The sequence below is a fragment of the Ferroacidibacillus organovorans genome (assembly GCF_001642725.1).
In the GTDB taxonomy this organism is placed as follows: Bacteria; Bacillota; Bacilli; order Alicyclobacillales; family SLC66; genus Ferroacidibacillus; species Ferroacidibacillus organovorans.
Genome location: NZ_LSUQ01000018.1, coordinates 19,605 through 42,279 on the forward strand (window position 1 = coordinate 19,605; position 22,675 = coordinate 42,279).

Below are 22,675 nucleotides of genomic sequence, written 5' to 3' on the forward strand. Positions count from 1 at the left end.
GTGGGGTGTGCCAATGACAAACTGGCTTCCCCTTAATGATCGGTTTGTTCGCCGTACGATTTATGGCCAATGTACAGTGTCATCAAGATCGTAAAGACGTAAGCTTGGATGCTGCTCACGAACGCGCTGTAAAAAAGCCAGACCAAGAGAAGCGGCAAGCCGATCGGGATCACGTGGTAAAGGATCGGAATGCTTAAAATGACGCCGATCAATGCTTCACCCGCAAAAATATTCCCGTAGAGACGCATCCCGTGCGTGAGCGGGTTGGTGATCTCCTCAATGATAAACATTGGGTTTTTATAGTGACGCAACCACTTGCGAGGCGTTTTAAGTCCTTGAAAATGGCTGATCACCCACACCATAAACGCCATCCCAAGCGTCATGCTCATGTTTGCCGTAGGCGAATCATAAAGCGGAACCTCACCGTGCGCCTGCGCGAGTTTTTGCGCAGTGATTCCAAGCCACGGGATCGGATGATTTGTGTTGATGCTGACCGTAGCAATCACGCCGAGCCAGTTTGACACAAACAAAAACAGAAGCATCGTAAACGCGAGCGGAAGAACCCACTGCACCAGGCGCTGTGAAGGCATCGTATCTTTGGCCATATTCGCCGTAAACTCGATGATCCACTCCACGAGGTTTTGCATTTTTCCAGGTTCACGCACGCTGAGACGACTTGCGGCGACGCGCAAAAAAATAATCACAACCAAACCTGCCAAGATCATCATGGCGATCGTCGTCAAGTTGATTGGAAAGGCACTGTTTGGAAACAGCATTGGAAATGCGGACATTCATTCACCTACTTTCCCCCGGGAAATCGACGGCTGTTTTGGGCCATCCCCCACATGCCAATCACGATGAGCACGAGCCCTATTAGATAGCCGACAAGGGCAGCGTAGGGGTTGAGTCCTGACTTGATCGCGACGATCAAAACCGTCACCAAAACGACCAAGCGCGTAACCATCCCCATCATGCCTGAGGCGAACAGCGCACGTCCCTCCATACCATCTTTTACATGGCCTTGGCGAATCATGCTATAAATTACGTAAATCCCACCCAATTCTCCCAACAAAAGTCCTTTTAGGATCGCGCCGGCATGCGGAAAAACGAACAATGCGATTAGCGACAGGGCAAGCACAAGCAAGCCCATGCGCCAGACCATGCGCACACGCCGATTCAATTCTTGCAGATCGTTCATGGCTTCTCTCCCAAAAAGCGTTTAATCAGGAACGACAAGCCGTAAACCCCTGCGAGCAATCCGAACAGCACACCGACGAGCGTCGGCCATGCAACGTTCCATCGTTGGGAAAGGGCATGACCCAAAAATCCAAAAACAATCATGGAGACCAACAATTGAAGGGAAGCGCCAGAAAATACTGCAAACGCTTTCCACTCTTCATTTTTCTGGCCCGACCCTCGATCATCTTTGATCTTGGACACCACCCAAACATGTCAGTGGGAGGATTACGCAGTTGCGGTCAACCTCTGTCGGTTCCAAACCGGCTAGCGACCCAATTGTAGCTGGGGATAAATGGAGCGGGAATCCTGACAGACTACCCAGTAATATCATAACACCATAAGGCCTGCCTAACCGGGACCCGCTATAGATACTACACTAGTACGAAAAACATTGTCAATGAAACCTAAACGCGAACACGCCGCGAAACATGACGATTTTCTGAATCCGTATGAATAGACGTCTTATTGCTCATCTGTGACTTCTTCATGTTCGACAACGACATGCGTATACTCATAGCCGTGCGTGCAATGCTCACAGTGTACGCGCACGACGCGCTCCCCGACAGGGATGCGCAGACGGTTGTGTTTTCCGCACTGCGGGCACTCTGAGTCGATCTCCCAATGCGTATGCTTCACTTCACTCACCCCCTTACCAGCGTATGCCACATTTAACGATTTTCGTCTTTTGATTTTGGGACAAACGCGGCCGGACGAGCGCCCTGATAAAAATAGTGTTTCAGCGCCTCTACAATCCGTTCTGACGCAAAGCCGTCGCCATACGGACTCGCGGCGATCGCCATCTCGCGATGCGCGTTCTCATCCGTCAACAGTTCGAGCGCTTGAGTATAAACCTGCTCATATTCCGTCCCGACGAGACGAAGCGTTCCCGCCTCAATTCCTTCTGGCCGCTCCGTGGTATCCCTCAATACGAGACAGGGCACCCCGAGGTAGGGCGCTTCTTCCTGCATCCCGCCTGAGTCCGTGAGAATGAGGTGCGCCCGCGCCATAAAATTGTGCGCATCCATCACATCGAGCGGGTCAATCAGCGAAATCCGCGGATGTTCTCCAAGAATTCTCGCCGCAGGCTCACGCACGGCAGGGTTAAGGTGAACTGGGTACACGACATGCACATCCTCGACGCGATCAACCAGATCCCGTACAGCGCGAAAGATCTGCTCAAACTTGTCGCCCAGATTCTCGCGGCGATGCGCCGTCATGAAAACCAAGCGCTGCCCTTCTTTCACCGCATCTAGAACTGGGTGGCGATAGTCCTTTTTCACGGTCGTTTTCATCGCATCAATTGCCGTATTCCCGGTGATAAAGATCGCGTCTTCCGGTTTGTTCTCGGCAAGCAGATTGCGCGCCGCCATCGCCGTCGGCGCAAAGTGAAGATCCGCCATCACGCCGGTCAGCTGACGATTCATCTCTTCCGGAAACGGGGAATACTTGTTCCACGTGCGCAGCCCAGCCTCCACATGGCCGATCGCAATCTGCTGATAATACGCGGCGAGACCCGCTGCAAACGTCGTCGTCGTATCGCCGTGCACCAACACGATATCTGGTTTTTCTTCAGCCAAAACATCCTCCAGCAGACGAAGCACCTTCACAGAAATGCGCGTGAGCGTCTGCCGCGCCTCCATGATGTCCAAGTCATGATCTGGAACAATGTCAAACGTCTGCAGCACCTGATCGAGTTGTTCGCGATGTTGCGCAGTGACACATACAATCGTTTCAAACGCCTCAGCGCGCCGAAGCGCCTGTACGAGCGGAGCCATCTTTACTGCTTCAGGACGCGTCCCAAAGATTGTCATCACACGTTTACGTGACATGCATTACCCTCCGCGCCGACTGTCAAAGTGTGCCAAACATGCGGTCTCCCGCGTCCCCGAGTCCAGGAACAATATACCCGCGCTCATTCAGTTTTTGATCGATTGAGATCGTGACGACCTGAACATCCGGGTGATCACGTTCCAAGCGCTCAATCCCTTCAGGCGCCGCGATAATCGAAGCAAGCAGCAAACGCTTTGCCCCGCGTTCTTTCAAGCGGGTAAGCGCGGCGCTGGCAGAGCCGCCCGTCGCGAGCATCGGATCGAGCACGATCACCATGCGCTCTTCGAGGTTCCCCGGCGTGTTTGCATAATACTCAATCGGTTGCAGTGTCTCGTGATCCCGATACAATCCCAAATGTCCAACCGTGGCACGCGTCAAAATTGTCAACATGCCCTCGACCATTCCGAGGCCTGCGCGTAAAATAGGAACGAGAACAATCTCTTCCGCTGCGACACTCATCTCAGCTTTCGTGACGGGCGTCTCAATCTCGACCGTCTGCATGCGCAATTCTTCTGTGCTTGTGATGGCGAGATAGATCGCCAGTTGCGAAATCAACGCGCGAAACTGTGGCACGTCTGTCTCGCGATTACGAAGTCTTGCCAATGCATCCTGCGCGAGCGGATGCTTCACGAGTTTAACAGCGGTCACCTTGTTTCACCCTTATCCATTGTACAAGTTTTGCTCATTATACCTGAGCTTACCCTTTCGACGCGAATCTTCCTCAATCCTGCACAAAGAAGCTTTCGTCTTCGCAAAAAGGATTGACACATTTTAGCGTCGAGGATGAGGTTTACATGAACCTCTTCATGGTAAGATTGGTTAGTTACGAGCACTCATTACGCAATTATTCTTTAAGCTGTTACAATGACGAATGGGATGTCCTGATTTGTAGAAGTTCGCTAGGAGGTTCCACCATGTCGGGTTTAACGCGCGTGCTGATTCTCTCGGCCACCTACGGCGAAGGTCATCAGCGTGCGTCTCTCGCCGTTCGCGATGCACTGCTTGCTAACAATCCAGCGATGGACGTTCAGATCGTCGATTACATTCAGATGGTTCACCCCATGCTGAACTCATTTGCGCGTTATTTCTACCTGAAAAGCGTCCGTTTTGTACCTGCTCTCTATGGCCTTTTCTACAAAGGGACTAGTAAAATCGCGCCTTCTTCACTGATTCAGAGAAGGCTCAATCGGCTCGGATACGAGGAGTTGGAAGCATTTCTACACGCTTTCCGTCCGGACCTCGTCCTTTCGACCTTCCCAACGCCGGCGGGCGTCATGTCGCTGCTGCGCGAGCGCGGGCTGACTGCGATCCCAACGGCCACCGTCATTACTGATCACGCGGTTCACAGCCAGTGGATTCACCGCTACACGGATCACTATTTCGTAGGGTCAGAGCACGTAAAACGCGGACTGATGCTGCGCGGCGTACCCGCAACGCGCGTGACCGTGTCTGGAATACCGATCGGCAACGCATTTTTACAGCCTGTCGACCGCCCCGCTGTCCTTAAACGATTGGGAATGCGCGAAGGCATGCCGACATTGCTCGTCATGGGCGGCGCATACGGCGTTCTTGGGGATATCGTACAGATCTGTGACGAATTGTTTCAAAGTGAGTTTGATATGCAGGTGATTGTCGTTTGCGGCCGAAACGACAAGCTCCGCCAGAGCGTTGAAGCGCTGCGCCCAGCCGCCAAACACCCTGTGTGGGTCTTTGGTTTTACGCGAGAGGTTCATGAACTGATGGCCGTATCCGACCTGATTTTGACGAAAGCAGGCGGCTTGACCGTGAGTGAAGCGCTCGCTATGGAAGTACCGATGCTACTCTATCGCCCCATCCCAGGTCAGGAGACACAGAATGCCGCATTTCTCGTCCGTTCGCGCGTCGCAGTCCTCGCAAAGACGCGTAAACAGGTGTTTGCCCACGTCGAGCGCCTACTTGGCGGCAGTCCTGCGCGCCTTTCTCGAATGAAGGAAAACACCCGATTGATCCGCCGCGCGACAGCCGCGCAGTCGATTGCAGACGAGCTGCCAAAGATCAACAAAGCGTTGCCACCGCACGAAATGATGATTGATGAACGCTATTATGCGCAACAATCATGAAAAAATTTGCGATTGCCATGCCCATTCCGCGCCTGGGGATCCTCACTGGGCTCGCGCTCATTGAGTTTGTCCGAAACGCGCTGATGTTGACCATCCTGCCAAACTCTGCGCTTGAGGCCGTCGCGTTGGGACCTGCAGGCGTCGGTCTGGCGATCAGCGCGCACTATTTGTTCGATAATCTTTTGCGCACGCCGTCTGGCCTCTTGATCGATCATTTTGGCGCGCCTAAAACCCTGACCATCGGACTGCTTGTCGCTTCGCTTGGCATTCTGCTCATCGCTACCGCACAAACAGCTCCACTCTTTGTCGCAGGAGCCGCTTTATTTGGTGCTGGCGCCGCCCCCCTCTGGCCATCTGTCGTCGGGGCAGTGACCGCGAACGCCGTTCCAAACGGAAAGGCGGTGGCCATGGGCAAAATTTATATCGCTTGGTTGATCGGCGGTGGCGCGGGTCCTGTCGTGGTCAATTTACTCTATGCGACGTCTTACCCCATCATCTTTACCCTGCTTGAGTCACTCGTTTTGATTGCCGGTTTTTTTATGCTTTTATTTCACCAGCAGTTTCCAAAACCGCACACAACAAACGAAGCATCATTTGTGAGTGCGCGTAGATATTTTGGCGAGATCATCGTACACTTAAAGGACATACGCGCGTTGTTTCCCATCATGTTTATGCAGACCTTTGCCATGGGGTTGCTCATCCCCGTGCTTTCCCCCTATTTGCGCACCGTTCTTCAGATCGGACCGCAACTCCAGAGCGTGGGAATTATCATCGTGGGCGGTGTTACGGCAGCTTCACTGCCGATGGCAGGACACCTGATCGACCGCCTTGGATTTCGCCCGTTTTTATCGGGGGGGTTTCTTTTTACAGCGCTCATGTTGGCCCTGTTTCTCATTCAACGCGAATTTCTTCCGGCGCTGCTTTGCATGGCTTTTGTCGGGGTGTCTTATGCGGCGATTCTCCCCGCATGGAACACCATCCTTGATCGAGCCGTCGATGAGCGAAAACGCGGTGTCATGTGGGGGCTTTTCATGACGGTGGAGGGACTGGGAACGGCGAGCGGACCACTGGTCAGCGGGCAGCTTTGGAGTCAGAGCGGGATTCAGGCACCTTTTATCCTCAGTGTGTTTGTCGTCGGCCTTATGGGGGTACTCTATCTCTTTCTGCGCGTACCCGCACTTGCAGAGCGCAAGATCTCTCCGAAAACCTGAGCAACGCTTCGCAACACAATAGATGTCATTGGTTTTTTGGAATGAGGTGTACTTTTTTGCACGACGTTTATCTTGCCATCGCAATTTTTCTGGCACTTTGGGTACTCTATGCCCCTTTGGCAGAACTGCTCTTTCACGTTTTACATATCACGTCCATCCATCGCGGCGATGAATTAAAGCGTGACGTGACGCTCACGTTTGACGATGGACCCGATCCCGAATACACGCCGCAGATGCTCGATCTACTCGACGCGCACCGCGTGCGAGCCGTGTTTTTTCTAATCGGGGAAAAGGCGACGCGCTATCCAGAATTGGTGAGAGAAATTCTGAGGCGCGGCCATCTTGTCGGGAGTCACACCGCCCATCACCGAAATGCTTGGTTTCTTACCCCGTGGCAAACATTTCGCGAGGTTCGCATGGCGGCGGCCATGATTGAACGCGTTACCCATGAGCCTGTCGTGTGGTTTCGACCCCCGTGGGGAAGGTTCAATCTATTCCTTCCGCTCGCCCTGCGCTCTTCGGGTCAGACTCCCGTGCTGTGGTCGATCGCTGGGCGCGACTGGCTCAAAGGATTGCAAATTTCCGCCATTGCGGAGCGCATTGCCAAGCGATTTCACAACGGCGCCGTCATTTTGCTACACGATAGCGGAGGCGCCCCTGGCGCGCCCGCGAATACCCTGCGCGCCTTAGAACAGATTCTCCCTGTCTACCGGGAGATGGGTTTTCAATTTACAGCTGACCCTGTCTTGTACGCGATGAAAGCAAAGGCAAAGAGGAATGGATCCTTTCCGCGCGTCTCACAACGTCTCATCCATCCTCTCTGGAGAGTCTGGGAAAAGCTTTTTGACCGCCTATACAGCGTATATCCAATGTCCCGCATGTTTCGCCTGAGCCTGGTTTCATGGCGGTTGGGACCGCGGCCAGAAGCCGGCTTGATCGATGGTGTCAAGGTTGTTGAAATTCATCTGCAGAATTTAGCCGTCCAAGAACTACAACGCGTAAAGCCCGTCGAGCGCATGGCGATACGCGGCCTGCGTGAGGTGCGCGATAGCTTGCATGATGTTGCGCTCGCCCTGCTTTACGATAAACGATTCCAGGAGGGCCAGGCCATTTTCGGCATGACGATGATTCATCGCGGAATGGAGAATTTAGGCTTTCATGTGGAGGACATTCCAGATACGTTGCTCAACCGCTGGATTAAATTTTTGCTCTCACTCATCATGTCGCTCTATCATCCAGAAGGACGCAAGCGGTTCACACACGGCCTTGAAGCGATGCACCCGCGCCTTATGTGGATGTCACGTGAAGAATTGATCACGCGCTATGGCCCAGGCGCTGCCAAATCACTTCGCGCCACGCAGCAGGCGATGGCTGAAGTCGCCACCTCGCAACCGCCCGACATGGAACCGTAGAATGAATGTCTGACATATCCTCCACACGATGTACAGCAGATAAAGGGGCAGCCTCCATATTTATAGAGACTGCCCCTTTATCTAGTTCATTTGCTTATCAATCACACTAAGTACGTAAATGTATCGTACAGTGGAAAGCGCTTTGTGAGTTCGCGAACCTTCTGCATCGCTTGATTTCGCGCCGTCTGATCATCCTGTTGAAGCGTGAGCGAGAAGATCTCTGCGATCTCTTCCATCGCCTTCTCATCCATCCCCCGTGTCGTCACGGCCGGCGTACCGATACGCACACCACTCGTGATTCCGGGTTTTTGCGGATCAAACGGAATCGCGTTCTTATTCGTCGTCACGCCAATCTCGTCGAGGCGATGCTCCGCCTCTTTTCCCGTCAAGTTTACAGAGCGCACATCGATCAATAAGAGGTGATTGTCCGTTCCTCCTGAGACGAGGTTGAATCCGCGTGTCGTGAGTGCTTGCGCAAGCGCCGTCGCGTTTTTCACGATCTGCTTAGAATACGCATGGAACTCAGGGCGTAGCGCCTCGCCAAACGCGACCGCTTTTGCCCCGATGATATGCATGAGTGGACCACCCTGAATTCCGGGGAAAAGTGCCTTGTCGAGCGCTTTAGCGTACGCCTCGCGCGCAAGAATCAGACCACCGCGCGGTCCGCGCAGCGTCTTATGCGTCGTGGTTGTCACGACATCCGCGTAGGGCACCGGGCTTGGATGCACGCCACTGGCAACCAGTCCTGCAATATGCGCCATATCCACCATCAGCAGAGCGCCCACGCTGTCGGCGATTTCGCGCAAACGCGGGAAATCAATCACGCGCGGATACGCGCTCGCTCCCGCCACGATCATCTTTGGACGATGCTCTTCCGCCAACGCCGCAATCTCGTCATACTTGATCCGATGCGTCACTTCATCCACACCGTACGGAATAAAGTGATAGAGTTGCCCAGAGAAATTCACCGGGCTGCCATGCGTGAGGTGGCCGCCATGTGCGAGGTTCATGCCGATGACTTTGTCACCCGGTTTTAAAAGCGCCTGATAAACCGCCATGTTCGCCTGTGCCCCGGAGTGCGGCTGAACGTTGACATACTCAGCGCCAAACAGTTGTTTTGCGCGCTCGATCGCGATCAACTCGACCGTGTCAACATGCTCACATCCACCATAATAGCGTCGGCCAGGATAGCCTTCTGCATATTTGTTGGTAAGGACAGAGCCCGCCGCGTCCATGACTGCCTTACTCACAAAATTTTCCGATGCGATCAATTCAATTTTAGAATTTTGGCGAATTCGCTCTGCCTCATACGCTTTTGCTATTTCAGGATCCATCACATAAAGGTGTGTCAATAAAAACCCTCCGTTTAAAGTCGAGTATACATCGCACGCGCGCCACCGATCAGTCGTGGACGTGTACGCGCTGCCGTAACATGCGCATATCCAATCTCTTTCAGTGAAAGGCGTATGGGGACGGCAACCGGACGCAGATGCATGCCGATCAGCGTGTCGCCGATGTCGATCCCCGCGTGCGCGCGCACCGCTTCGACCAGCACACTGTCTGGCAAACGACGATACATTTCTGCGGCGACTGCACCACCTGCGTGGCGTACAGGGACGGCGCTTACTTCTTCCAAACGTTCAATTTCAAGCGTTTTTCGCGTCACGACAAGCGCGCGATTGAGATGTTCACAGCACTGCACCGCGAGTTCGAAGCCAAACTCGGACTGCACCTCGAAAAATGCATCCACGAGTTGCGCCGCAATTTCATCAGAACCAGCCGTGCCGATGGTATGCCCGCCGACTTCGCTGCTGCTAGCGCCGATCACCAAAAGCTTACCTGACGTGAGGTCGGCGTGCTCTGCCAATTCTTTAAGCGCGCGACAGGTGGCCTCATAGAACGTATCGCTCATGCCTGATGCGTCCCGGCAGCGTACGTTTCTTCAAGGTCGTGAATCTTCTCCAGTCGCCGCGCGTGACGTCCGCCTTCATACGGTGTCAAAAGCCAAACCTTTGCAATCTCGATCGCCTGTTGTTCCGAGATGACTCGTCCCCCCATCGTCAAGATGTTGCTGTCATTGTGCGCGCGCGTCGCTTCCGCTGAGAAGAGATCGTGCACCGTGGCCGCGCGAATGCCCGGTACCTTATTCGCCGCAATACACATGCCAATGCCTGTACCGCAAAGCAGAATGCCGCGCTCAAACTCACCCGCCGCGACCCGCTCTGCCACCGACTTGGCATAATCTGGATAATCGACGGACGCTTCTGAATCGCACCCAAAATCCGTGATGGAAACGCGCTCAGAAAGCGCCTCTTTGAGCGCTTCTTTAAGCGCGAAGCCGCCGTGATCCGACGCAATCGCAACGTTCATGGAAACCCCTCTTTCACTATTTATATTGTAGATGACCTGTCACTCCTTGCCAAGCTGACGCGCGATGCGCTCTGCGATCTCTTCACAAAGCGTCTCCAGTTCCGCCGCTACCTTTTCGTAGGCAGCCGAGGATGTGCCAAATGGATCTGCGATATCAAGCGCTTCTTCTTCATCAACCGGACGATCAAGCATCACGTACTCCCGCAGGGTGTACACCTTGTCAAGCGTCTCTGGCGCATCCGCAAGGAGTGCCAGCTTATGCTGCCTCGTCATCACAAGAATCAAGTCAACGAGCGATAAATCTCGGTGTTCTACCGGCTTTGAGCGATGGCGCTTCGCCGCCGCTTCCAATCCGCGTTTATCGAGTGATTGCTTTGCGCCATCTGAGATGGGCTGGCCACGCGCGGCAGAGATGCCAGCTGAATCGACGACCACTTGCTCTGCCAAACCTTTGCGGCGAAACGCCTCTTCAAGAAGAATCGATGCCAAAGGTGAGCGACACGTGTTCCCTGTGCAAACGACCAAGATGCGATACATCCGCACATCTCCTATCCCTATTCTCTATCTATTTTTAGAAGAATATTTTTAGGCCGAGCGCCACAAGCACGGCTCCACCCGCCAATTGACCATATTCTCCAAGCGCCTGATTCACCTTGCGCCCGATATAGATTCCAGCGAGTGAGAGCGTCCCGCTGAGCAGCCCGAACGCGAGGGACGACAAGAGTGGACTTACTCCTAGTGTACCCAAGGAGAACCCGACAGACAATGCATCCATGCTCACGCCCAATGCAAAAAGAGACAATTGGAAAAGATTTGCCTGCAACGGTGGAAACTCATCGTCTGCTTTTCGCCGGAGCGACTCTAGCGCCATCTTTGATCCGAGCAGCATCAAGATCAGTGCGGCGATACGCTGGAAGAGCGCGCCAAAGATACCGTGTAGCATCTTGCCAATCCAGATGCCTGTGAGTGGGAGTATGACATGCAGCATGCTGATCACCAGAGCGAGTCGCACGACATCGCGCCAGCGCATCCCTTGTGCACCGAGTCCGACGCCGAGTGAGAATGCGTCCATGCTGAGCGCGATGCCGATAATGATGACCGTAAGAAAGCCAGCTGGTTGAATGCCAATCACGCGATGTCCACCCTTCGCACACGACTCGCCACGTTACTTTGCACGTGAAAGTATATGCGACGGGACGTGCAATCATGAGACAAGCGTCAACCGGGTACGTCCAGTTCCTCGACATGTCCGCCTGCCGCTTTGATCAACCGATTCATGATACCGGATGATTTGTCACTCAGCTTCACGCCTTGGGCATAAATGCGGTCAATCGACAGGCGATCGCACGCGCGCAGCGCATCGTAGAGATGAAACGCATACGTCTCCAGATGATCGGGGGAACCAAGCTCAACGCGATAGGTCGCGTTCGCCGCGCCTGCAGTCAGCATAAGCGCAGCAGTCCGCATCCCATGTGCTCGATCTTCCTCAATCGCATGTTCAATGCGCGCTCGCGAGGTCGCAAGGTCACTCGCAATGAATACCTGCAATACGCCTTGCGGTGCGTAGTGACGATACTTCTGCCCAGGCGAGCGGGGCGCGGCGGGGAACTGCTCTGCGTGCGCCATCTCATCGACGATCGTCACATCGGCAGGGAGCACGCGCGCCATTTGTCCGGCACTGATCATGCCTGGTCGCAGAATGTGAATGGTGTGATCAAGCACGCGCACAACGGTTGACTCAATCCCAATCGCGCAAGGGCCCCCGTCGAGGATTCCTGCAATCTTTCCGTCAAGATCTTCTGCAACGTGGGGCGCCCGGGTCGGACTCGGCTTCCCGCTGCGATTGGCGGAAGGCGCGGCGAGTGGTAGGTTTGCCGCACGGATTAGCGCGCGTGCCACCGCGTGGTCTGGCATGCGAACCGCAACCGTATCGAGCCCTGCGGTGACAACCGATGGAATCGCGGCGCGGGCAGGCAACACAAGCGTGAGGGGACCCGGCCAAAAGTGATCGATCAGCGTCTGCGCGAGCGCAGACGGCGGCGGTGTTAATGTGACGAGCATCTCGTAATCTGCGATGTGAACGATTAGCGGATTGTCAGAGGGGCGACCTTTCGCCCCGAAGATTGCAGCAACCGCGTCTGAATCAAACGCATTGGCGCCAAGTCCGTACACGGTTTCTGTCGGAAAGGCGACCAGGTGTCCCGCTTTGAGCAAAGCGCCCGCGGCGCGGATCATCTGATCGTTCTTTGCAGCGATCTCTGCGCGTTGTTGCTCTGACCCATCGGCGGTCACATACTCAAGTTTCCAATAGATCGTTTCCACACCGAATCACCCTGACTTCATGCCGTATTCACGTCGTGTTTGTGACGAATCATCCTTTACCGCATGACACGCGACACGGACTTCTCGCAGTTTCCGCTCGTTTATAGTCCTCGCGCGTTTGCCGAGAAAAGCCTTTGTACCGTCGCGATTCCTTCTTTCAGCCACAACTCCCCATAATCGACGACAGCCAGACGCAATGCGACCGTTGCCGTTTTTCCGTTCGGCTGAAGAATGTGCGTCACCGCAAGCGGTGGATAATCCGGGAAACTCTGCGTGGCGGCGACGGCGTCCCCATCCGCCAACGCGACAAAACACAGTGGGGGAAACAGTACACACCACCAGTTCTGCCCGGCGCCGCGTCCAAGGATGACGCGCAGCGCCATGTATGTACCTGCCGGGTAGACGCGATTCCCGTAAAGCTTTGCCGGAAAAGCAGTCGGCGTTACCGCCGTTTGCGCCGTGTACGGAAACCCTTCGCTGCGAAGTTTGGCCGTCGCAAGCGCTTCAACGGTTGGCACAGCCTGCTCAAGAACCTGCTTTGCCTCCGCGCGTGACGTCACGTGCGCCATGCGTGCACCGATCAGGTTGATGACCTCATCGCGGATTTGTTGTTTGACATTCTGATCCGCCGGGCTGTTGCTGTTTGCAATGATGCGCAAGCGCAGCGCATCACTCGGAATCACCGCTGCGTTTGGACCGACGAACGCATCCACCGTGTTCATCGGCGCATTCTGACTCTTTGCCTGACTCATATATCCGAACGATCCCATCGCGATCAACATGAGCACAACGATCCATCTCATCTGTCATACCCCCGCCATCTGTCCTCTGATGGTAAGCAGTATGACCATTCTATGAGACTTCTAAACGCGCGCTAGAAGATTTGCCCGGGCCTCTTAAAAGCGATCACTACCGCACCCCGTTGCCTCACCTGCGCGCTTCACTCGCGCGAAATGCGACGACGCGCTCAATGCCTTGCTCGTCGCGAAGCACCTCGACATCCGCGCGCGCAAACACACTGCCGCCAAGCTTAGTCACTGCGTCTGCCTGACCAATGCCAACTTCAAATGCGACAAGATAGGCTGCGCTTAAAAGGTCTGCACACCCACCCACAATGGCGCGGTACGCATCGAGTCCGTCTGCGCCGCCAAACAGCGCAAGATGCGGCTCAAAATGCGCAACTTCCGGTTGCAAGTCTGCGGCGTTCACCTGTGGAATGTAAGGAGGGTTAGAGAGAATGAGAGCAAACGGCGCGAGCGCGCGAAGTAACTCACCGTCCGCGTACGATGCCTGCACAAACGTGATCATGGATGCCACTCCGAGCCGCTCTGCATTGACACGCGCCACATCAAGCGCAGATTGCGAAAGATCAGACGCCACGATGCGCACATCACACGCACAGTGCAATTGCAGTTCACGCGCGGCGCGCGCGAGGCTGACGGCAATCGCGCCGGAACCTGTGCCAATGTCGAGCACCGCAATCGATTTTTCACTCGTCATGCGCTCGGCCAAGTAGGCGCGTCCGCGTTCGACGAGCAACTCCGTTTCCGGGCGCGGAATCAGCACGCGCCCATCGACCCGAAAAATGGCCCCACAAAACTCCGCCTCATTCAACACATACTGAAGCGGCTCCCTCTTAGCGCGCCGCGCAATCAACGCCAAAAACGCATCAGTGTGCACATCCGCGACAGGTTCATCCGGGCGCAAGAGAACTTCAGCGGTGCTGAATCCCGTGACGTGTTGAAAGATCCACTGCGCCGTGCGCTCAGGAATCTCCACCCCGGCCGCGCGCAGCTCATCCGCGGCACGCGCAAGCATTTCTTTTCTCGTTACGCTCATGCGCCGAAGTTTGCCTGCTCCAGTTTCTCTGCCTGTTCTTTCGTGACCAGCGAGTGAATTATTTCATCCAGATCGCCTCCAAGCACAGAGTCGAGTCGATGCAAGGTCAAATTGATTCGATGATCCGTGACGCGACTCTGGGGAAAATTATAGGTGCGAATCCGTTCACTGCGATCGCCCGTCCCCACCGCAGACTTGCGCTGTTCCGCGTACTCCTGCTGCTGTTCTTGCTGATATTTCTCATAGAGACGAGCGCGCAGCACGCGCATCGCTTTGTCGCGATTTTTCAACTGCGACTTTTCATCCTGACACGACACTACGAGGTTTGTCGGTATGTGAGTGATGCGCACCGCAGACTGGGTTGTGTTCACACTTTGACCGCCCGGCCCCGTTGAACAAAAGGTATCGATGCGCAAATCTTTTTCATGGATCTCCACTTCGACCTCCTCCACTTCAGGAAGTACAGCAACCGTCGCCGTCGACGTGTGAATGCGTCCACCCGACTCGGTGGCGGGTACGCGTTGCACACGGTGTGCTCCACTCTCGAATTTCAACAGGCGATACGCGCCCGCCCCTTGTACGCTGAAAACCGCTTCTTTAATGCCGCCAATGTCATTCTGGCTCACGTCAATCACCTCGACGCGCCAACCTTTGCGATCCGCAAAACGTCCGTACATCCGAAAAAGATCATTCGCAAACAGTGCCGCCTCGTCTCCACCCGCTGCCCCCCGGATTTCAACAATGACATTTTTGTCATCATTCTTATCTTTCGGGAGCAAAAGCATCATCAGTTCTTTCTCCAACTCTTCTTCCTGGTTCGACAGTTCCGCAATCTCCGCTTTCACCATGTCGCGCATCTCATCATCAAGCTTTTCAGTAAGCATTTCTTTGGCGGCTTTTCGCTCCTCCACGACACGCTTATACGATCGATACGCGTGCACGGTGTCAGATAAATCTGCCTGTTCTTTTGCATACTGGCGCAGCTTTCCCATATCCGATATCACTTCCGGATCGGAGAGAAGCTGTTCCAAGTCTACGTAGCGACGCTCAACGGCCTCTAGACGATGAAACATTCTTTGCATACCCCCAGAAATCCGTATTTTCGCAGTTCCTCAATTCTCCTCAATCATGTCAAATAGCACCGCGCAGCTCACGCGGTGCCTTTGAAAAACCAATTCGGTCTCTACATTCCGTATTTTTTGCGGAACTTGTCGACGCGGCCACCTGCGTCAATGAACTTTTGCTTACCCGTGAAAAAGGGATGGCATTTTGAGCAGACCTCTACGCGAAGATTTCCTTTTACGGAACCTGTCTCAAATTGTTCGCCGCACGCACATGTCACTGTCGCTTTTTGATATTCCGGATGAATCGCTGTTTTCATTACGTACACCTCCAAATAAACCTTAATTCCATAACGAATATATTAACACGCGAAACACAAACAAACAAGCCCCGAACAACCCAATCCATCGACTCAAACAGAGAACGAATTCTCCAATTGCTTCTTTACAAAATGTGCATTTACTTAAAACAAATTACAGGTTAGGATCAAACTGTAATCAAACGAAAGGGTGTGGACGAATGAAAAAGAAAAAACAAAGCCGAAAACTCTCAGCCTTGCTTATTGCAGGCGTACTGGCTGGGGTGCTTGGTATCGCAATCGCACCTAACTTCATGACCCTGCCGCCAACCTCTTCCCCGCCGCCAGTACTAAACTAACCCGCACTTGCCACGATCTCTCGCGCAAAACCGTTCACAAATGTCCATTCGGCTGCGCGAGAGGTTTTTCAAACCACCCCGGTTCGTGAGTATAGCTCCCCACCCGCAAACCGGGGCACTCTTCGATGAGCGTCTCCATCATCGCGAGAATGCCAATCGGTTCTTCCTTTCGCTGTGGTACGCGTTGCAGATAATAGTCGGGATCAATGTTTAAGTTGCGCATTTGAACGAGGCGAACACCCGTGGAGCGAATGAACTCAATCATCGCGTCAAGTTCAGTCGGTGTGTCCGACACGCCAGGAAAGATGAGGTAGTTGAGCGAAACGAGAACACCGTGTTCCGCCGCATAGCGCGTAGACTCCGCCACATGATCGAGCGTATAGCCGCGCGGTTGATAATACGCGTCATAGTGATCAGCGCATGCACTGATCGTTGAGACGCGCATCAGGTCAAGGCCCGAATCGACGATACGCTTGATTTGATGCGTGAGTCCAGCATTCGTGTTGATGTTGATATAACCCGTTGAAACTTGTCGCCTCACGCGAACAATCGACTCAGCAATCTCCCGCCCGCGCGTTGCGGGTTCACCCTCGCATCCTTGTCCAAACGAGATGATGCCAGAAGGGCCACTACGTACCAGGTGCTGAACCATGACCTCAACCATTTCGTCAACCGACGGACGAAACGACATGCGAATCTGCGGCGAGGGAAACCCCGCCTCATCAGGTTGATCACTGATACAGCCCACACATCCCGCATTGCAAGAAGACGAGACAGGCAGTCCACCTTCATTTTTTCCGACAAATGTGTTACGCGATGTTACACATTCGTAGGTGAGCGCACACGTTGATAATTGTTCGTATACGCGATTGGCTGGATGCGCTGAGCGTGTCGCATTCACTGCCGTTTGGATCTGCACGTCCGTATACTGCGTCGGATCCCACAGCGCTGGTCGATCCGTTTCGTGGGCCGCAACATAAAACACGCCATCGCGAAACCCTACAGCCGTATACCCAAAAAGCGGGAATGGTTTGGTATCCTGCGCCTTGTGATAGGCAGGAACATAGAGGCGAGTGTAGCCTTGAGGCAACAGTGCGCCAACCGCGCGGAAGGTGGGTGGGAGCGCCTTGAGTTTGGATTGCTCTGGGTCATAGCCGAGCGCCTTTGTGTCTGGCATACCTGCCAGTACGGCGCCGCTCGGAAGGGGAATCCACTCTTCCTCTGTTAATTCTGTCACCGCTGTACCGGTGCGACCCACCGCGAGCAACGTCTCCGAATCAAACACGCGCCCGCGCACATCCGCGTATACCAGTTTCATCCTTGCTCACCTTCATTTCGAATGGACAGTACTCGACGATGGGCGATGTGATTTCTCGCGATCCTCACGCGGCACGCGCTCTGCGCGATGACTCGGACGCTCTCTGGTTTCCGTAGTCGTCTCAAGCGTCGCGAGAAATTCCGCATTCGTTTTCGTGTGTGTAAATCGACGTAAAAAGAGTTCCGTAAAGTCGTTGTTCTCGCTCATCGATCTGCGCAGTGCCCATATTTTTTCAAGTTCCTCTGACGTAAGCAATTGCTCTTCACGACGCGTACCCGAGCGCCGAATGTCGAATGCCGGGAAAATCCGTTTCTCTGCGAGTCGTCGATCTAAATGGAGTTCAAGGTTGCCAGTCCCTTTAAACTCTTCGTAAATGACATCGTCCATGCGCGATCCGGTATCGACAAGCGTTGTCGCGATAATCGTCAAACTACCGCCTTCTTCAATGTTTCGCGCCGCACCGAAAAAGCGTTTTGGTCGATGAAACGCTGCCGGATCAATACCTCCAGACAATGTGCGTCCACTCGGCGGTATCACTAAATTATAGGCTCGCGTAAGTCTCGTCAGGCTATCCATCAAAATAACAACGTCGCGTTTGTGTTCGACAAGACGCATGGCGCGTTCGAGTACAAGCTCGGCCACTTTGATGTGGTTTTCGGGAACTTCGTCAAAGGTGGACGCGATCACTTCGCCGTTTACTGACCGCTGCATATCCGTCACTTCTTCAGGACGCTCATCGATCAACAAAACAAACAAATCAACACCCGGATAGTTTTGTGACACGCTGTTCGCAATCTCTTTGAGAAGAAGCGTTTTCCCGGCTTTCGGCGGAGCGACAATCAAGCCGCGTTGTCCAAGCCCAACGGGCGCCAATAAATCCATGAGACGCGTCGCATACTTATTAGGGGCTGTTTCGAGAACCATCTTTTTTTGAGGAAAGAGTGGTGTGAGTGCGGGGAAGTGAGGTCGTTCCGCTGCTGCGTCAGGACTCGTGCCGTTTACCGCTTCAACTTGAAGAAGTCCAAAATAGCGCTCATTGTCTTTCGGTGGTCGCACTTTACCAGAAACGAGATCGCCGGCTCTCAAATCAAATCGGCGAATCTGCGATGTCGCTACGTAAATGTCTTCGAGACTCGGCAAGTATCCGATCGGTCTTAGAAACCCATACCCTTCAGACATGATATCAAGAACGCCTTCTGCAAAAATAAGTCCGTCCTTCTCTGCCTGAGCTCGCAGTACTGCAAAAATCAGCTCTTTTTTCTTCATTCCGGCATAGTGCGCAATCTGGAATTCCTTCGCCAGTTTGTAGAGATCCGCGAGCTTTTTTGACTCCAGCTCTTCAATTTTCAAGTGTACCTACCCTCACACGATCAGAATATCAAAACCTAGTATATCATGTTTACCCGGGAGAAAACATTTTATGCAGATTCGAAAGTCCTCACCTCGTTATACAAACACAAGGTTTGGCTTCTTCGACAAGTCGTGACGCGTTTCAATAAAGCGCACGGTCCCACTACTCGCTCTCATCACCAGGGAGTGCGTAGTCGCAATGGAACCGCCAAGAAAACGCACACCGCGCAATAGTTCGCCTTCCGTGACACCAGTGGCTGCGAAGATCGCGTCATCCCCGCGGATGAGATCCTCCATCCTAAGAACTTGTGCAGGATCAGAAATGCCCATGCGAATGCAGCGTTCGCGTTCCGTATCATCCGCCGGAAGCAATCGCCCCTGCAACTCACCGCCAAGACACTTGAGCGCGGCTGCAGCCAAAACGCCTTCTGGCGCGCCGCCTGATCCGAACATGATGTCCACGCCCGTCTCTGCAAACGCGGTATTGAGCGCCGCCGCGACATCGCCATCCGTGATGAGCTTGATGCGCGCACCCGTTTTTCGGATGCGATCGATGAGGGTTTGATGACGCGGGCGATCAAGCAAAATCGCTACGACATCCTCAATCGCCTTTCCTTTCGCACGCGCCACCGCGTGTAAATTGTCTTCGACTTCTGCCTCCAAAGCGACCAGTCCGCGCGCCTCTGGACCGACCGCCAACTTTTCCATGTACATGTCAGGCGCGTGCAGCAGCGTACCTGCCGGAGCCACGGCGATCACGGCCATGGCATTCCACAGACCCTTCGCAACGATATTCGTACCTTCGAGCGGGTCAACCGCCACGTCAACCTGATCCTTTCCGCGTCCCAAGCGTTCCCCGATGTAGAGCATGGGCGCCTCGTCCATCTCCCCTTCGCCGATCACGACTGTACCCTCGATATCAATCGTGTCAAAAACAGCCCGCATCGCAGTTGTGGCCGCCTGATCAGCCTCATTCTTCTTACCTGTTCCCATCCAACGGGCGGCAGCAAGGGCTGCCGCTTCCGTGACGCGCGCAAATTCAATGGCGAGTTCGCGATCCATCAAGCGTTGGCCCCTTTCCCATCAAGTGTGACTCCAAATTAAAATTCAAACGATACGTCCGAGAGTCTGCGCTTGATTTCCGCGATGACCTCACGCTCAGCCACTTGGTCATCGGCTTCAAACGTCACACTGAATCGCACAAACGCACCTGCGTCGTCCCACGGCACCGTTGAGATCTGTTTTTCCGTAATCAGCCATTCGGAAAACGCCTCCGCCGAGTCAAAACGTACACCTCCGCGAATCCCGCGCGGCGCCGCCGCATAGAGAAAGAAAGATCCTTTCGGTTTTTCCACGCGAAACCCGACTGAGCGCAACGCGTCGACGAGCATGCTGTGGCGGCGGGAGTATTTCTCCGCGATGTCAGTCGTGATCGACGGATTTTCAAGGCCGACCATCGCCGCTTTTTGTATGGCGATAAACTGCCCGGAGTCGTAATTGTCCTTCACGGTCGCGAGCCCTTTGACCGCCAATTCCTGTCCCGCCACAAACGCGATGCGCCAGCCTGTCATGTTGAACGCTTTCGAGAGCGAGAACAGCTCGATCCCGACGTCTTTTGCTCCGGGAATCGAGAGAAATGAGAGCGGTTTTACACCGTCAAACGTGAGGCTTGCATAGGCCGCATCGTGCACAATCAGGATTTCGTGACGTTTGGCGAACGCGACCGCTTTTTCGAAAAATTCAGGTGTCGCTGAAGCGCCCGTTGGGTTGTTAGGATAGTTCAAATAGAGCAGTTTCGCTTTTTTGCATACCTCTTCCGGAATGGAGTCAAGGTCCGGGAGAAAATGATTTTCCTCGTGAATCGGCAGCGTGTACACTTCACCGCCGAGAAAACGCGTATGCGTTCCTAAGACCGGGTAATTCGGGATGGGCATCAGCGCGATGTCACCTGGATTAATGAATGCGAGCGGGATCATGGCGAGTGCCGGCTTCGATCCAATCGTGTGATTGATCTCCCGCTCCGGATCAACTTCAACCCCATAAACCTGCTGCAAATAGCGCGCCGCTGCCACCTTAAACTCAGGAATACCGTTATCCGCATAAAAACGATTTTCCTTTTTTCTCGCCTCGACAGCGAGTCGGTCGACAATCCAGTCATGCGCCCGCTCATCCGGTTCACCAACGCCCATATCAATCATCGGCACATCTGGATGCGCCTTTTTCGCAGCCGCTTTCGCGCGTTTGATTTTCTCGAATTTATAAATCACTGTGTCTTTGCCAAAGTTTGCACCACCAATGCGGTCAGCAAACATTTTCTGAATAAAACTCTCTGACAAATTCTCTCACCCCTTGTGCGTCTTTCGTCAAACGCTGTTTTCATTTTATCAGTCACTTTTCCAGTGCGTCAGAATGCGCCGCATCCCCGCTTCCGTCACGGGGTGATCCATACTATGCAAAAGCGGTAGAAATGGGAGGATCAAACCGTCTGCCCCTGCTTCGCTGGCTTGAAGCGTCGACATGGAATCGTGCATTCCTTCGAGGTAAATGCGGGGAAAACCTTCTCGTTGAACGGAGCGCAACGCGCGAAGAAAGCGAAATGGATCCATGCCTACGTCCGCAAACCTTGCGCCATCGACACAGAGTGCGCTGCACCCCGCGCGCGCTGCGGCGATTCCTTGCGCAACATTGGCGATGTGCAGCGCAGCTACACCACAGTTGAGCACCCCGTCCAGACTCTGCATGTGGCGCGCAGCGCGGCATAGCTCGATGGTGAACGACCCCGCGCCGATCATTTTTGCATCCGTATCGACGACGTGCAGTTCTAATTCCTTGATCATCCCATCTACGTCAAGCGCATCCAGTTCGATCATGATGCGCGAGAATCCAAGCGCAGCGACTGCGCGCACCCGTTCCTGATACGCACGCGCAGCCATCTCCTTGCGCGGAACCCAAACGGAATCGATAAATCCAAACGCAGCGGCACAGCGCAATTCTTCGAGATCCGCTGACTGAAGAATAAGTTGCACAGTCACATCATCCCTGGTAAAAACGTGAGCATATCTTCGTTACTTTCTTCACAGCCGTTACGCGCGGTTTGCACTACCAAACAGACGAATTTTGGTCCGCACGGCGTCTTTAATCGCTTCGCGCGCAGGTCCGAGGTATTTCCGAGGATCGTACACATTTTTATCCTTCTCAAAAATCGCGCGGATCGCATCTGTAAACGCCGACTGATTCTCTGTGTTTACATTAATTTTGCTGACGCCAAGACCGATCGCGCGAAGAATGTCTTCATCCGGAATGCCCGTGCCCCCGTGTAACACAAGCGGAACGCCCGTCACATCGCGAACATCCTTCAGCCGATCAAACGCCAACTCCGGCTTCCCCTTATAATGCCCATGTGCTGAACCAATCGCTGGGGCAAACGCGTCAACGCCCGTCTTTTTTACGAACTCTTCCGCTTCATCCACACGCACCAGCGCCGCTTCGCGCGCGTCCACCGTAAGGTCATCTTCGACGCCGCCGATGCGCCCGAGTTCCGCCTCAACGTGAACTCCTACCGCGTGACTTGCCTCGACCACCTTTTGCGTCAATGCAAGATTCTCTTCAAATGGATGGTGTGAACCATCAATCATCACAGATGTGAATCCATTTCGTATGCATTTCATCACCATATCAAAACTGCTGCCGTGATCGAGGTGGAGGATAACCGGAACCTTCGATTTCTCGGCAGCAGTTCGAACGATAGCAACCATATAGTCAAGACCCATATATTTAATCGCGCCCTCTGACGCGCCAAGAATCACCGGAGCACCTTCTTCATTGGCCACCTCAATGATCGCCTGCGTAAACTCCAGATTGTTGATATTAAACTGCCCTACGGCATATCCGTTTTTCAGGCCGTCATTCAGCACCTGTTTAAATGAACCAAATGGCATGTGGATCTCTCCTTTTCTCCTCTTCGTT

Annotated in this window: 26 protein-coding genes; 4 read left to right on the forward strand and 22 right to left on the reverse strand. The window is 53.9% G+C overall.

All coding sequences use genetic code 11. From position 1 onward, the window contains the following. Nucleotides 1–32 precede the first annotated feature (32 nt). From atpB to upp, 6 genes are all read right to left on the reverse strand, one after another. Nucleotides 33–791, reverse strand: coding sequence for a F0F1 ATP synthase subunit A (gene atpB, locus AYW79_RS07680; RefSeq protein WP_067564078.1), 759 nt, complete (start codon nucleotides 789–791; stop codon nucleotides 33–35). 8 nt (nucleotides 792–799) lie between these two features. Next, nucleotides 800–1,198 (reverse strand): hypothetical protein, encoded by a 399-nt coding sequence (locus tag AYW79_RS07685; protein ID WP_067564080.1) that lies wholly within the window; start codon nucleotides 1,196–1,198, stop codon nucleotides 800–802. Then, complete coding sequence (locus tag AYW79_RS07690) at nucleotides 1,195–1,440, reverse strand: AtpZ/AtpI family protein (protein ID WP_067952770.1); 246 nt, start codon at nucleotides 1,438–1,440, stop codon at nucleotides 1,195–1,197. The genes AYW79_RS07685 and AYW79_RS07690 overlap by 4 nt, the downstream gene beginning before the upstream one ends. A gap of 261 nt (nucleotides 1,441–1,701) precedes the next feature. Continuing rightward, nucleotides 1,702–1,875 carry a zinc ribbon domain-containing protein gene (locus tag AYW79_RS15835; protein ID WP_179123038.1) on the reverse strand — a complete coding sequence of 58 codons (174 nt, stop codon included), beginning with the start codon at nucleotides 1,873–1,875 and terminating at the stop codon, nucleotides 1,702–1,704. Nucleotides 1,876–1,907: 32 nt separating this feature from the next. Beyond that, nucleotides 1,908–3,068, reverse strand: coding sequence for a non-hydrolyzing UDP-N-acetylglucosamine 2-epimerase (gene wecB / locus AYW79_RS07695; RefSeq protein ID WP_067564086.1), 1,161 nt, complete (start codon nucleotides 3,066–3,068; stop codon nucleotides 1,908–1,910). 22 nt (nucleotides 3,069–3,090) lie between these two features. Then, nucleotides 3,091–3,717 carry a uracil phosphoribosyltransferase gene (gene upp, locus AYW79_RS07700; RefSeq protein ID WP_067564088.1) on the reverse strand — a complete coding sequence of 209 codons (627 nt, stop codon included), beginning with the start codon at nucleotides 3,715–3,717 and terminating at the stop codon, nucleotides 3,091–3,093. Nucleotides 3,718–3,983: 266 nt separating this feature from the next. Between upp and AYW79_RS07705 the strand changes: the two genes are divergently transcribed. Genes AYW79_RS07705 through AYW79_RS07715 form a run of 3 tightly spaced genes read left to right on the forward strand, consistent with a single transcriptional unit; the run spans nucleotide 3,984 to nucleotide 7,791 of the window. Next, nucleotides 3,984–5,168 (forward strand): MGDG synthase family glycosyltransferase, encoded by a 1,185-nt coding sequence (locus AYW79_RS07705; protein ID WP_067564091.1) that lies wholly within the window; start codon nucleotides 3,984–3,986, stop codon nucleotides 5,166–5,168. Beyond that, nucleotides 5,165–6,379 (forward strand): MFS transporter, encoded by a 1,215-nt coding sequence (locus AYW79_RS07710; RefSeq protein ID WP_067564093.1) that lies wholly within the window; start codon nucleotides 5,165–5,167, stop codon nucleotides 6,377–6,379. Before AYW79_RS07705 ends, AYW79_RS07710 begins: the two co-directional genes overlap by 4 nt. A gap of 56 nt (nucleotides 6,380–6,435) precedes the next feature. Next, a complete protein-coding gene (locus tag AYW79_RS07715) occupies nucleotides 6,436–7,791 on the forward strand; it encodes a polysaccharide deacetylase family protein (protein ID WP_067564096.1) in 1,356 nt (451 codons plus the stop codon). Nucleotides 7,792–7,892: 101 nt separating this feature from the next. On the opposite strand, the gene AYW79_RS07720 is transcribed toward AYW79_RS07715, so the two are convergent. From AYW79_RS07720 to rpmE, 10 genes are all read right to left on the reverse strand, one after another. Further along, nucleotides 7,893–9,125, reverse strand: coding sequence for a serine hydroxymethyltransferase (locus AYW79_RS07720; RefSeq protein ID WP_067564157.1), 1,233 nt, complete (start codon nucleotides 9,123–9,125; stop codon nucleotides 7,893–7,895). 32 nt (nucleotides 9,126–9,157) lie between these two features. Continuing rightward, on the reverse strand, nucleotides 9,158–9,703 hold the full coding sequence (locus AYW79_RS07725) for a TIGR01440 family protein (protein WP_067564098.1): 546 nt from the start codon (nucleotides 9,701–9,703) through the stop codon (nucleotides 9,158–9,160). Continuing rightward, nucleotides 9,700–10,161, reverse strand: a complete 462-nt coding sequence (gene rpiB / locus AYW79_RS07730; RefSeq protein ID WP_067564101.1) for a ribose 5-phosphate isomerase B — start codon at nucleotides 10,159–10,161, stop codon at nucleotides 9,700–9,702. Before rpiB ends, AYW79_RS07725 begins: the two co-directional genes overlap by 4 nt. A gap of 39 nt (nucleotides 10,162–10,200) precedes the next feature. Next, nucleotides 10,201–10,698 carry an arsenate reductase/protein-tyrosine-phosphatase family protein gene (locus AYW79_RS07735; RefSeq protein ID WP_067564104.1) on the reverse strand — a complete coding sequence of 166 codons (498 nt, stop codon included), beginning with the start codon at nucleotides 10,696–10,698 and terminating at the stop codon, nucleotides 10,201–10,203. A 34-nt stretch (nucleotides 10,699–10,732) separates the two neighbouring features. Continuing rightward, nucleotides 10,733–11,293, reverse strand: a complete 561-nt coding sequence (locus AYW79_RS07740; protein ID WP_067564108.1) for a manganese efflux pump MntP — start codon at nucleotides 11,291–11,293, stop codon at nucleotides 10,733–10,735. Nucleotides 11,294–11,379: 86 nt separating this feature from the next. Next, nucleotides 11,380–12,396 (reverse strand): L-threonylcarbamoyladenylate synthase, encoded by a 1,017-nt coding sequence (locus AYW79_RS07745; protein ID WP_067564160.1) that lies wholly within the window; start codon nucleotides 12,394–12,396, stop codon nucleotides 11,380–11,382. A 188-nt stretch (nucleotides 12,397–12,584) separates the two neighbouring features. Further along, the gene (spoIIR, locus tag AYW79_RS07750; protein ID WP_067564110.1) at nucleotides 12,585–13,286 is read right to left on the reverse strand and encodes a stage II sporulation protein R; all 702 of its coding nucleotides are present in this window, start codon (nucleotides 13,284–13,286) and stop codon (nucleotides 12,585–12,587) included. A 124-nt stretch (nucleotides 13,287–13,410) separates the two neighbouring features. Further along, a complete protein-coding gene (gene prmC / locus AYW79_RS07755; RefSeq protein ID WP_067564114.1) occupies nucleotides 13,411–14,322 on the reverse strand; it encodes a peptide chain release factor N(5)-glutamine methyltransferase in 912 nt (303 codons plus the stop codon). Beyond that, on the reverse strand, nucleotides 14,319–15,395 hold the full coding sequence (prfA, locus tag AYW79_RS07760; protein ID WP_067564117.1) for a peptide chain release factor 1: 1,077 nt from the start codon (nucleotides 15,393–15,395) through the stop codon (nucleotides 14,319–14,321). The genes prmC and prfA overlap by 4 nt, the downstream gene beginning before the upstream one ends. A 110-nt stretch (nucleotides 15,396–15,505) precedes the next feature. Further along, nucleotides 15,506–15,703, reverse strand: a complete 198-nt coding sequence (gene rpmE, locus AYW79_RS07765; RefSeq protein WP_067564120.1) for a 50S ribosomal protein L31 — start codon at nucleotides 15,701–15,703, stop codon at nucleotides 15,506–15,508. A gap of 200 nt (nucleotides 15,704–15,903) precedes the next feature. Here rpmE and AYW79_RS15515 point away from each other — a divergent pair, with 200 nt between their 5' ends. Further along, nucleotides 15,904–16,041 carry a hypothetical protein gene (locus AYW79_RS15515; protein ID WP_156493890.1) on the forward strand — a complete coding sequence of 46 codons (138 nt, stop codon included), beginning with the start codon at nucleotides 15,904–15,906 and terminating at the stop codon, nucleotides 16,039–16,041. Between the two features lie 34 nt (nucleotides 16,042–16,075). On the opposite strand, the gene AYW79_RS07770 is transcribed toward AYW79_RS15515, so the two are convergent. From AYW79_RS07770 to fba, 6 genes are all read right to left on the reverse strand, one after another. Beyond that, nucleotides 16,076–17,359, reverse strand: coding sequence for a radical SAM family protein (locus AYW79_RS07770; RefSeq protein ID WP_067564122.1), 1,284 nt, complete (start codon nucleotides 17,357–17,359; stop codon nucleotides 16,076–16,078). A 12-nt stretch (nucleotides 17,360–17,371) separates the two neighbouring features. Then, a complete protein-coding gene (gene rho, locus AYW79_RS07775) occupies nucleotides 17,372–18,709 on the reverse strand; it encodes a transcription termination factor Rho (protein ID WP_067564125.1) in 1,338 nt (445 codons plus the stop codon). 96 nt (nucleotides 18,710–18,805) lie between these two features. Beyond that, nucleotides 18,806–19,771 carry a class II fructose-bisphosphatase gene (gene glpX, locus AYW79_RS07780; protein WP_067564127.1) on the reverse strand — a complete coding sequence of 322 codons (966 nt, stop codon included), beginning with the start codon at nucleotides 19,769–19,771 and terminating at the stop codon, nucleotides 18,806–18,808. A 38-nt stretch (nucleotides 19,772–19,809) separates the two neighbouring features. Continuing rightward, a complete protein-coding gene (locus AYW79_RS07785) occupies nucleotides 19,810–21,045 on the reverse strand; it encodes an LL-diaminopimelate aminotransferase (RefSeq protein ID WP_269449036.1) in 1,236 nt (411 codons plus the stop codon). A 48-nt stretch (nucleotides 21,046–21,093) separates the two neighbouring features. Further along, nucleotides 21,094–21,735, reverse strand: a complete 642-nt coding sequence (locus AYW79_RS07790) for a beta/alpha barrel domain-containing protein (protein ID WP_067564130.1) — start codon at nucleotides 21,733–21,735, stop codon at nucleotides 21,094–21,096. Nucleotides 21,736–21,792: 57 nt separating this feature from the next. Beyond that, a complete protein-coding gene (gene fba / locus AYW79_RS07795; RefSeq protein ID WP_067564133.1) occupies nucleotides 21,793–22,647 on the reverse strand; it encodes a class II fructose-1,6-bisphosphate aldolase in 855 nt (284 codons plus the stop codon). Nucleotides 22,648–22,675 lie beyond the last annotated feature (28 nt).

What these genes read in the sequence shown, in the direction of transcription:
- atpB (WP_067564078.1), bottom strand. Translation starts at nt 791, where the DNA reads ATGTCCGCATTTCCAATGCTGTTTCCAAACAGTGCCTTTCCAATCAAC.
- AYW79_RS07685 (WP_067564080.1), bottom strand. Translation starts at nt 1,198, where the DNA reads ATGAACGATCTGCAAGAATTGAATCGGCGTGTGCGCATGGTCTGGCGC.
- wecB (WP_067564086.1), bottom strand. Translation starts at nt 3,068, where the DNA reads ATGTCACGTAAACGTGTGATGACAATCTTTGGGACGCGTCCTGAAGCA.
- AYW79_RS07705 (WP_067564091.1), top strand. Translation starts at nt 3,984, where the DNA reads ATGTCGGGTTTAACGCGCGTGCTGATTCTCTCGGCCACCTACGGCGAA.
- AYW79_RS07710 (WP_067564093.1), top strand. Translation starts at nt 5,165, where the DNA reads ATGAAAAAATTTGCGATTGCCATGCCCATTCCGCGCCTGGGGATCCTC.
- AYW79_RS07720 (WP_067564157.1), bottom strand. Translation starts at nt 9,125, where the DNA reads ATGGATCCTGAAATAGCAAAAGCGTATGAGGCAGAGCGAATTCGCCAA.
- AYW79_RS07725 (WP_067564098.1), bottom strand. Translation starts at nt 9,703, where the DNA reads ATGAGCGATACGTTCTATGAGGCCACCTGTCGCGCGCTTAAAGAATTG.
- rpiB (WP_067564101.1), bottom strand. Translation starts at nt 10,161, where the DNA reads ATGAACGTTGCGATTGCGTCGGATCACGGCGGCTTCGCGCTTAAAGAA.
- AYW79_RS07735 (WP_067564104.1), bottom strand. Translation starts at nt 10,698, where the DNA reads ATGTATCGCATCTTGGTCGTTTGCACAGGGAACACGTGTCGCTCACCT.
- AYW79_RS07745 (WP_067564160.1), bottom strand. Translation starts at nt 12,396, where the DNA reads ATGATCCGCGCCGCGGGCGCTTTGCTCAAAGCGGGACACCTGGTCGCC.
- spoIIR (WP_067564110.1), bottom strand. Translation starts at nt 13,286, where the DNA reads ATGAGATGGATCGTTGTGCTCATGTTGATCGCGATGGGATCGTTCGGA.
- prmC (WP_067564114.1), bottom strand. Translation starts at nt 14,322, where the DNA reads ATGAGCGTAACGAGAAAAGAAATGCTTGCGCGTGCCGCGGATGAGCTG.
- prfA (WP_067564117.1), bottom strand. Translation starts at nt 15,395, where the DNA reads ATGTTTCATCGTCTAGAGGCCGTTGAGCGTCGCTACGTAGACTTGGAA.
- rpmE (WP_067564120.1), bottom strand. Translation starts at nt 15,703, where the DNA reads ATGAAAACAGCGATTCATCCGGAATATCAAAAAGCGACAGTGACATGT.
- AYW79_RS15515 (WP_156493890.1), top strand. Translation starts at nt 15,904, where the DNA reads ATGAAAAAGAAAAAACAAAGCCGAAAACTCTCAGCCTTGCTTATTGCA.
- AYW79_RS07770 (WP_067564122.1), bottom strand. Translation starts at nt 17,359, where the DNA reads ATGAAACTGGTATACGCGGATGTGCGCGGGCGCGTGTTTGATTCGGAG.
- glpX (WP_067564127.1), bottom strand. Translation starts at nt 19,771, where the DNA reads ATGGATCGCGAACTCGCCATTGAATTTGCGCGCGTCACGGAAGCGGCA.
- fba (WP_067564133.1), bottom strand. Translation starts at nt 22,647, where the DNA reads ATGCCATTTGGTTCATTTAAACAGGTGCTGAATGACGGCCTGAAAAAC.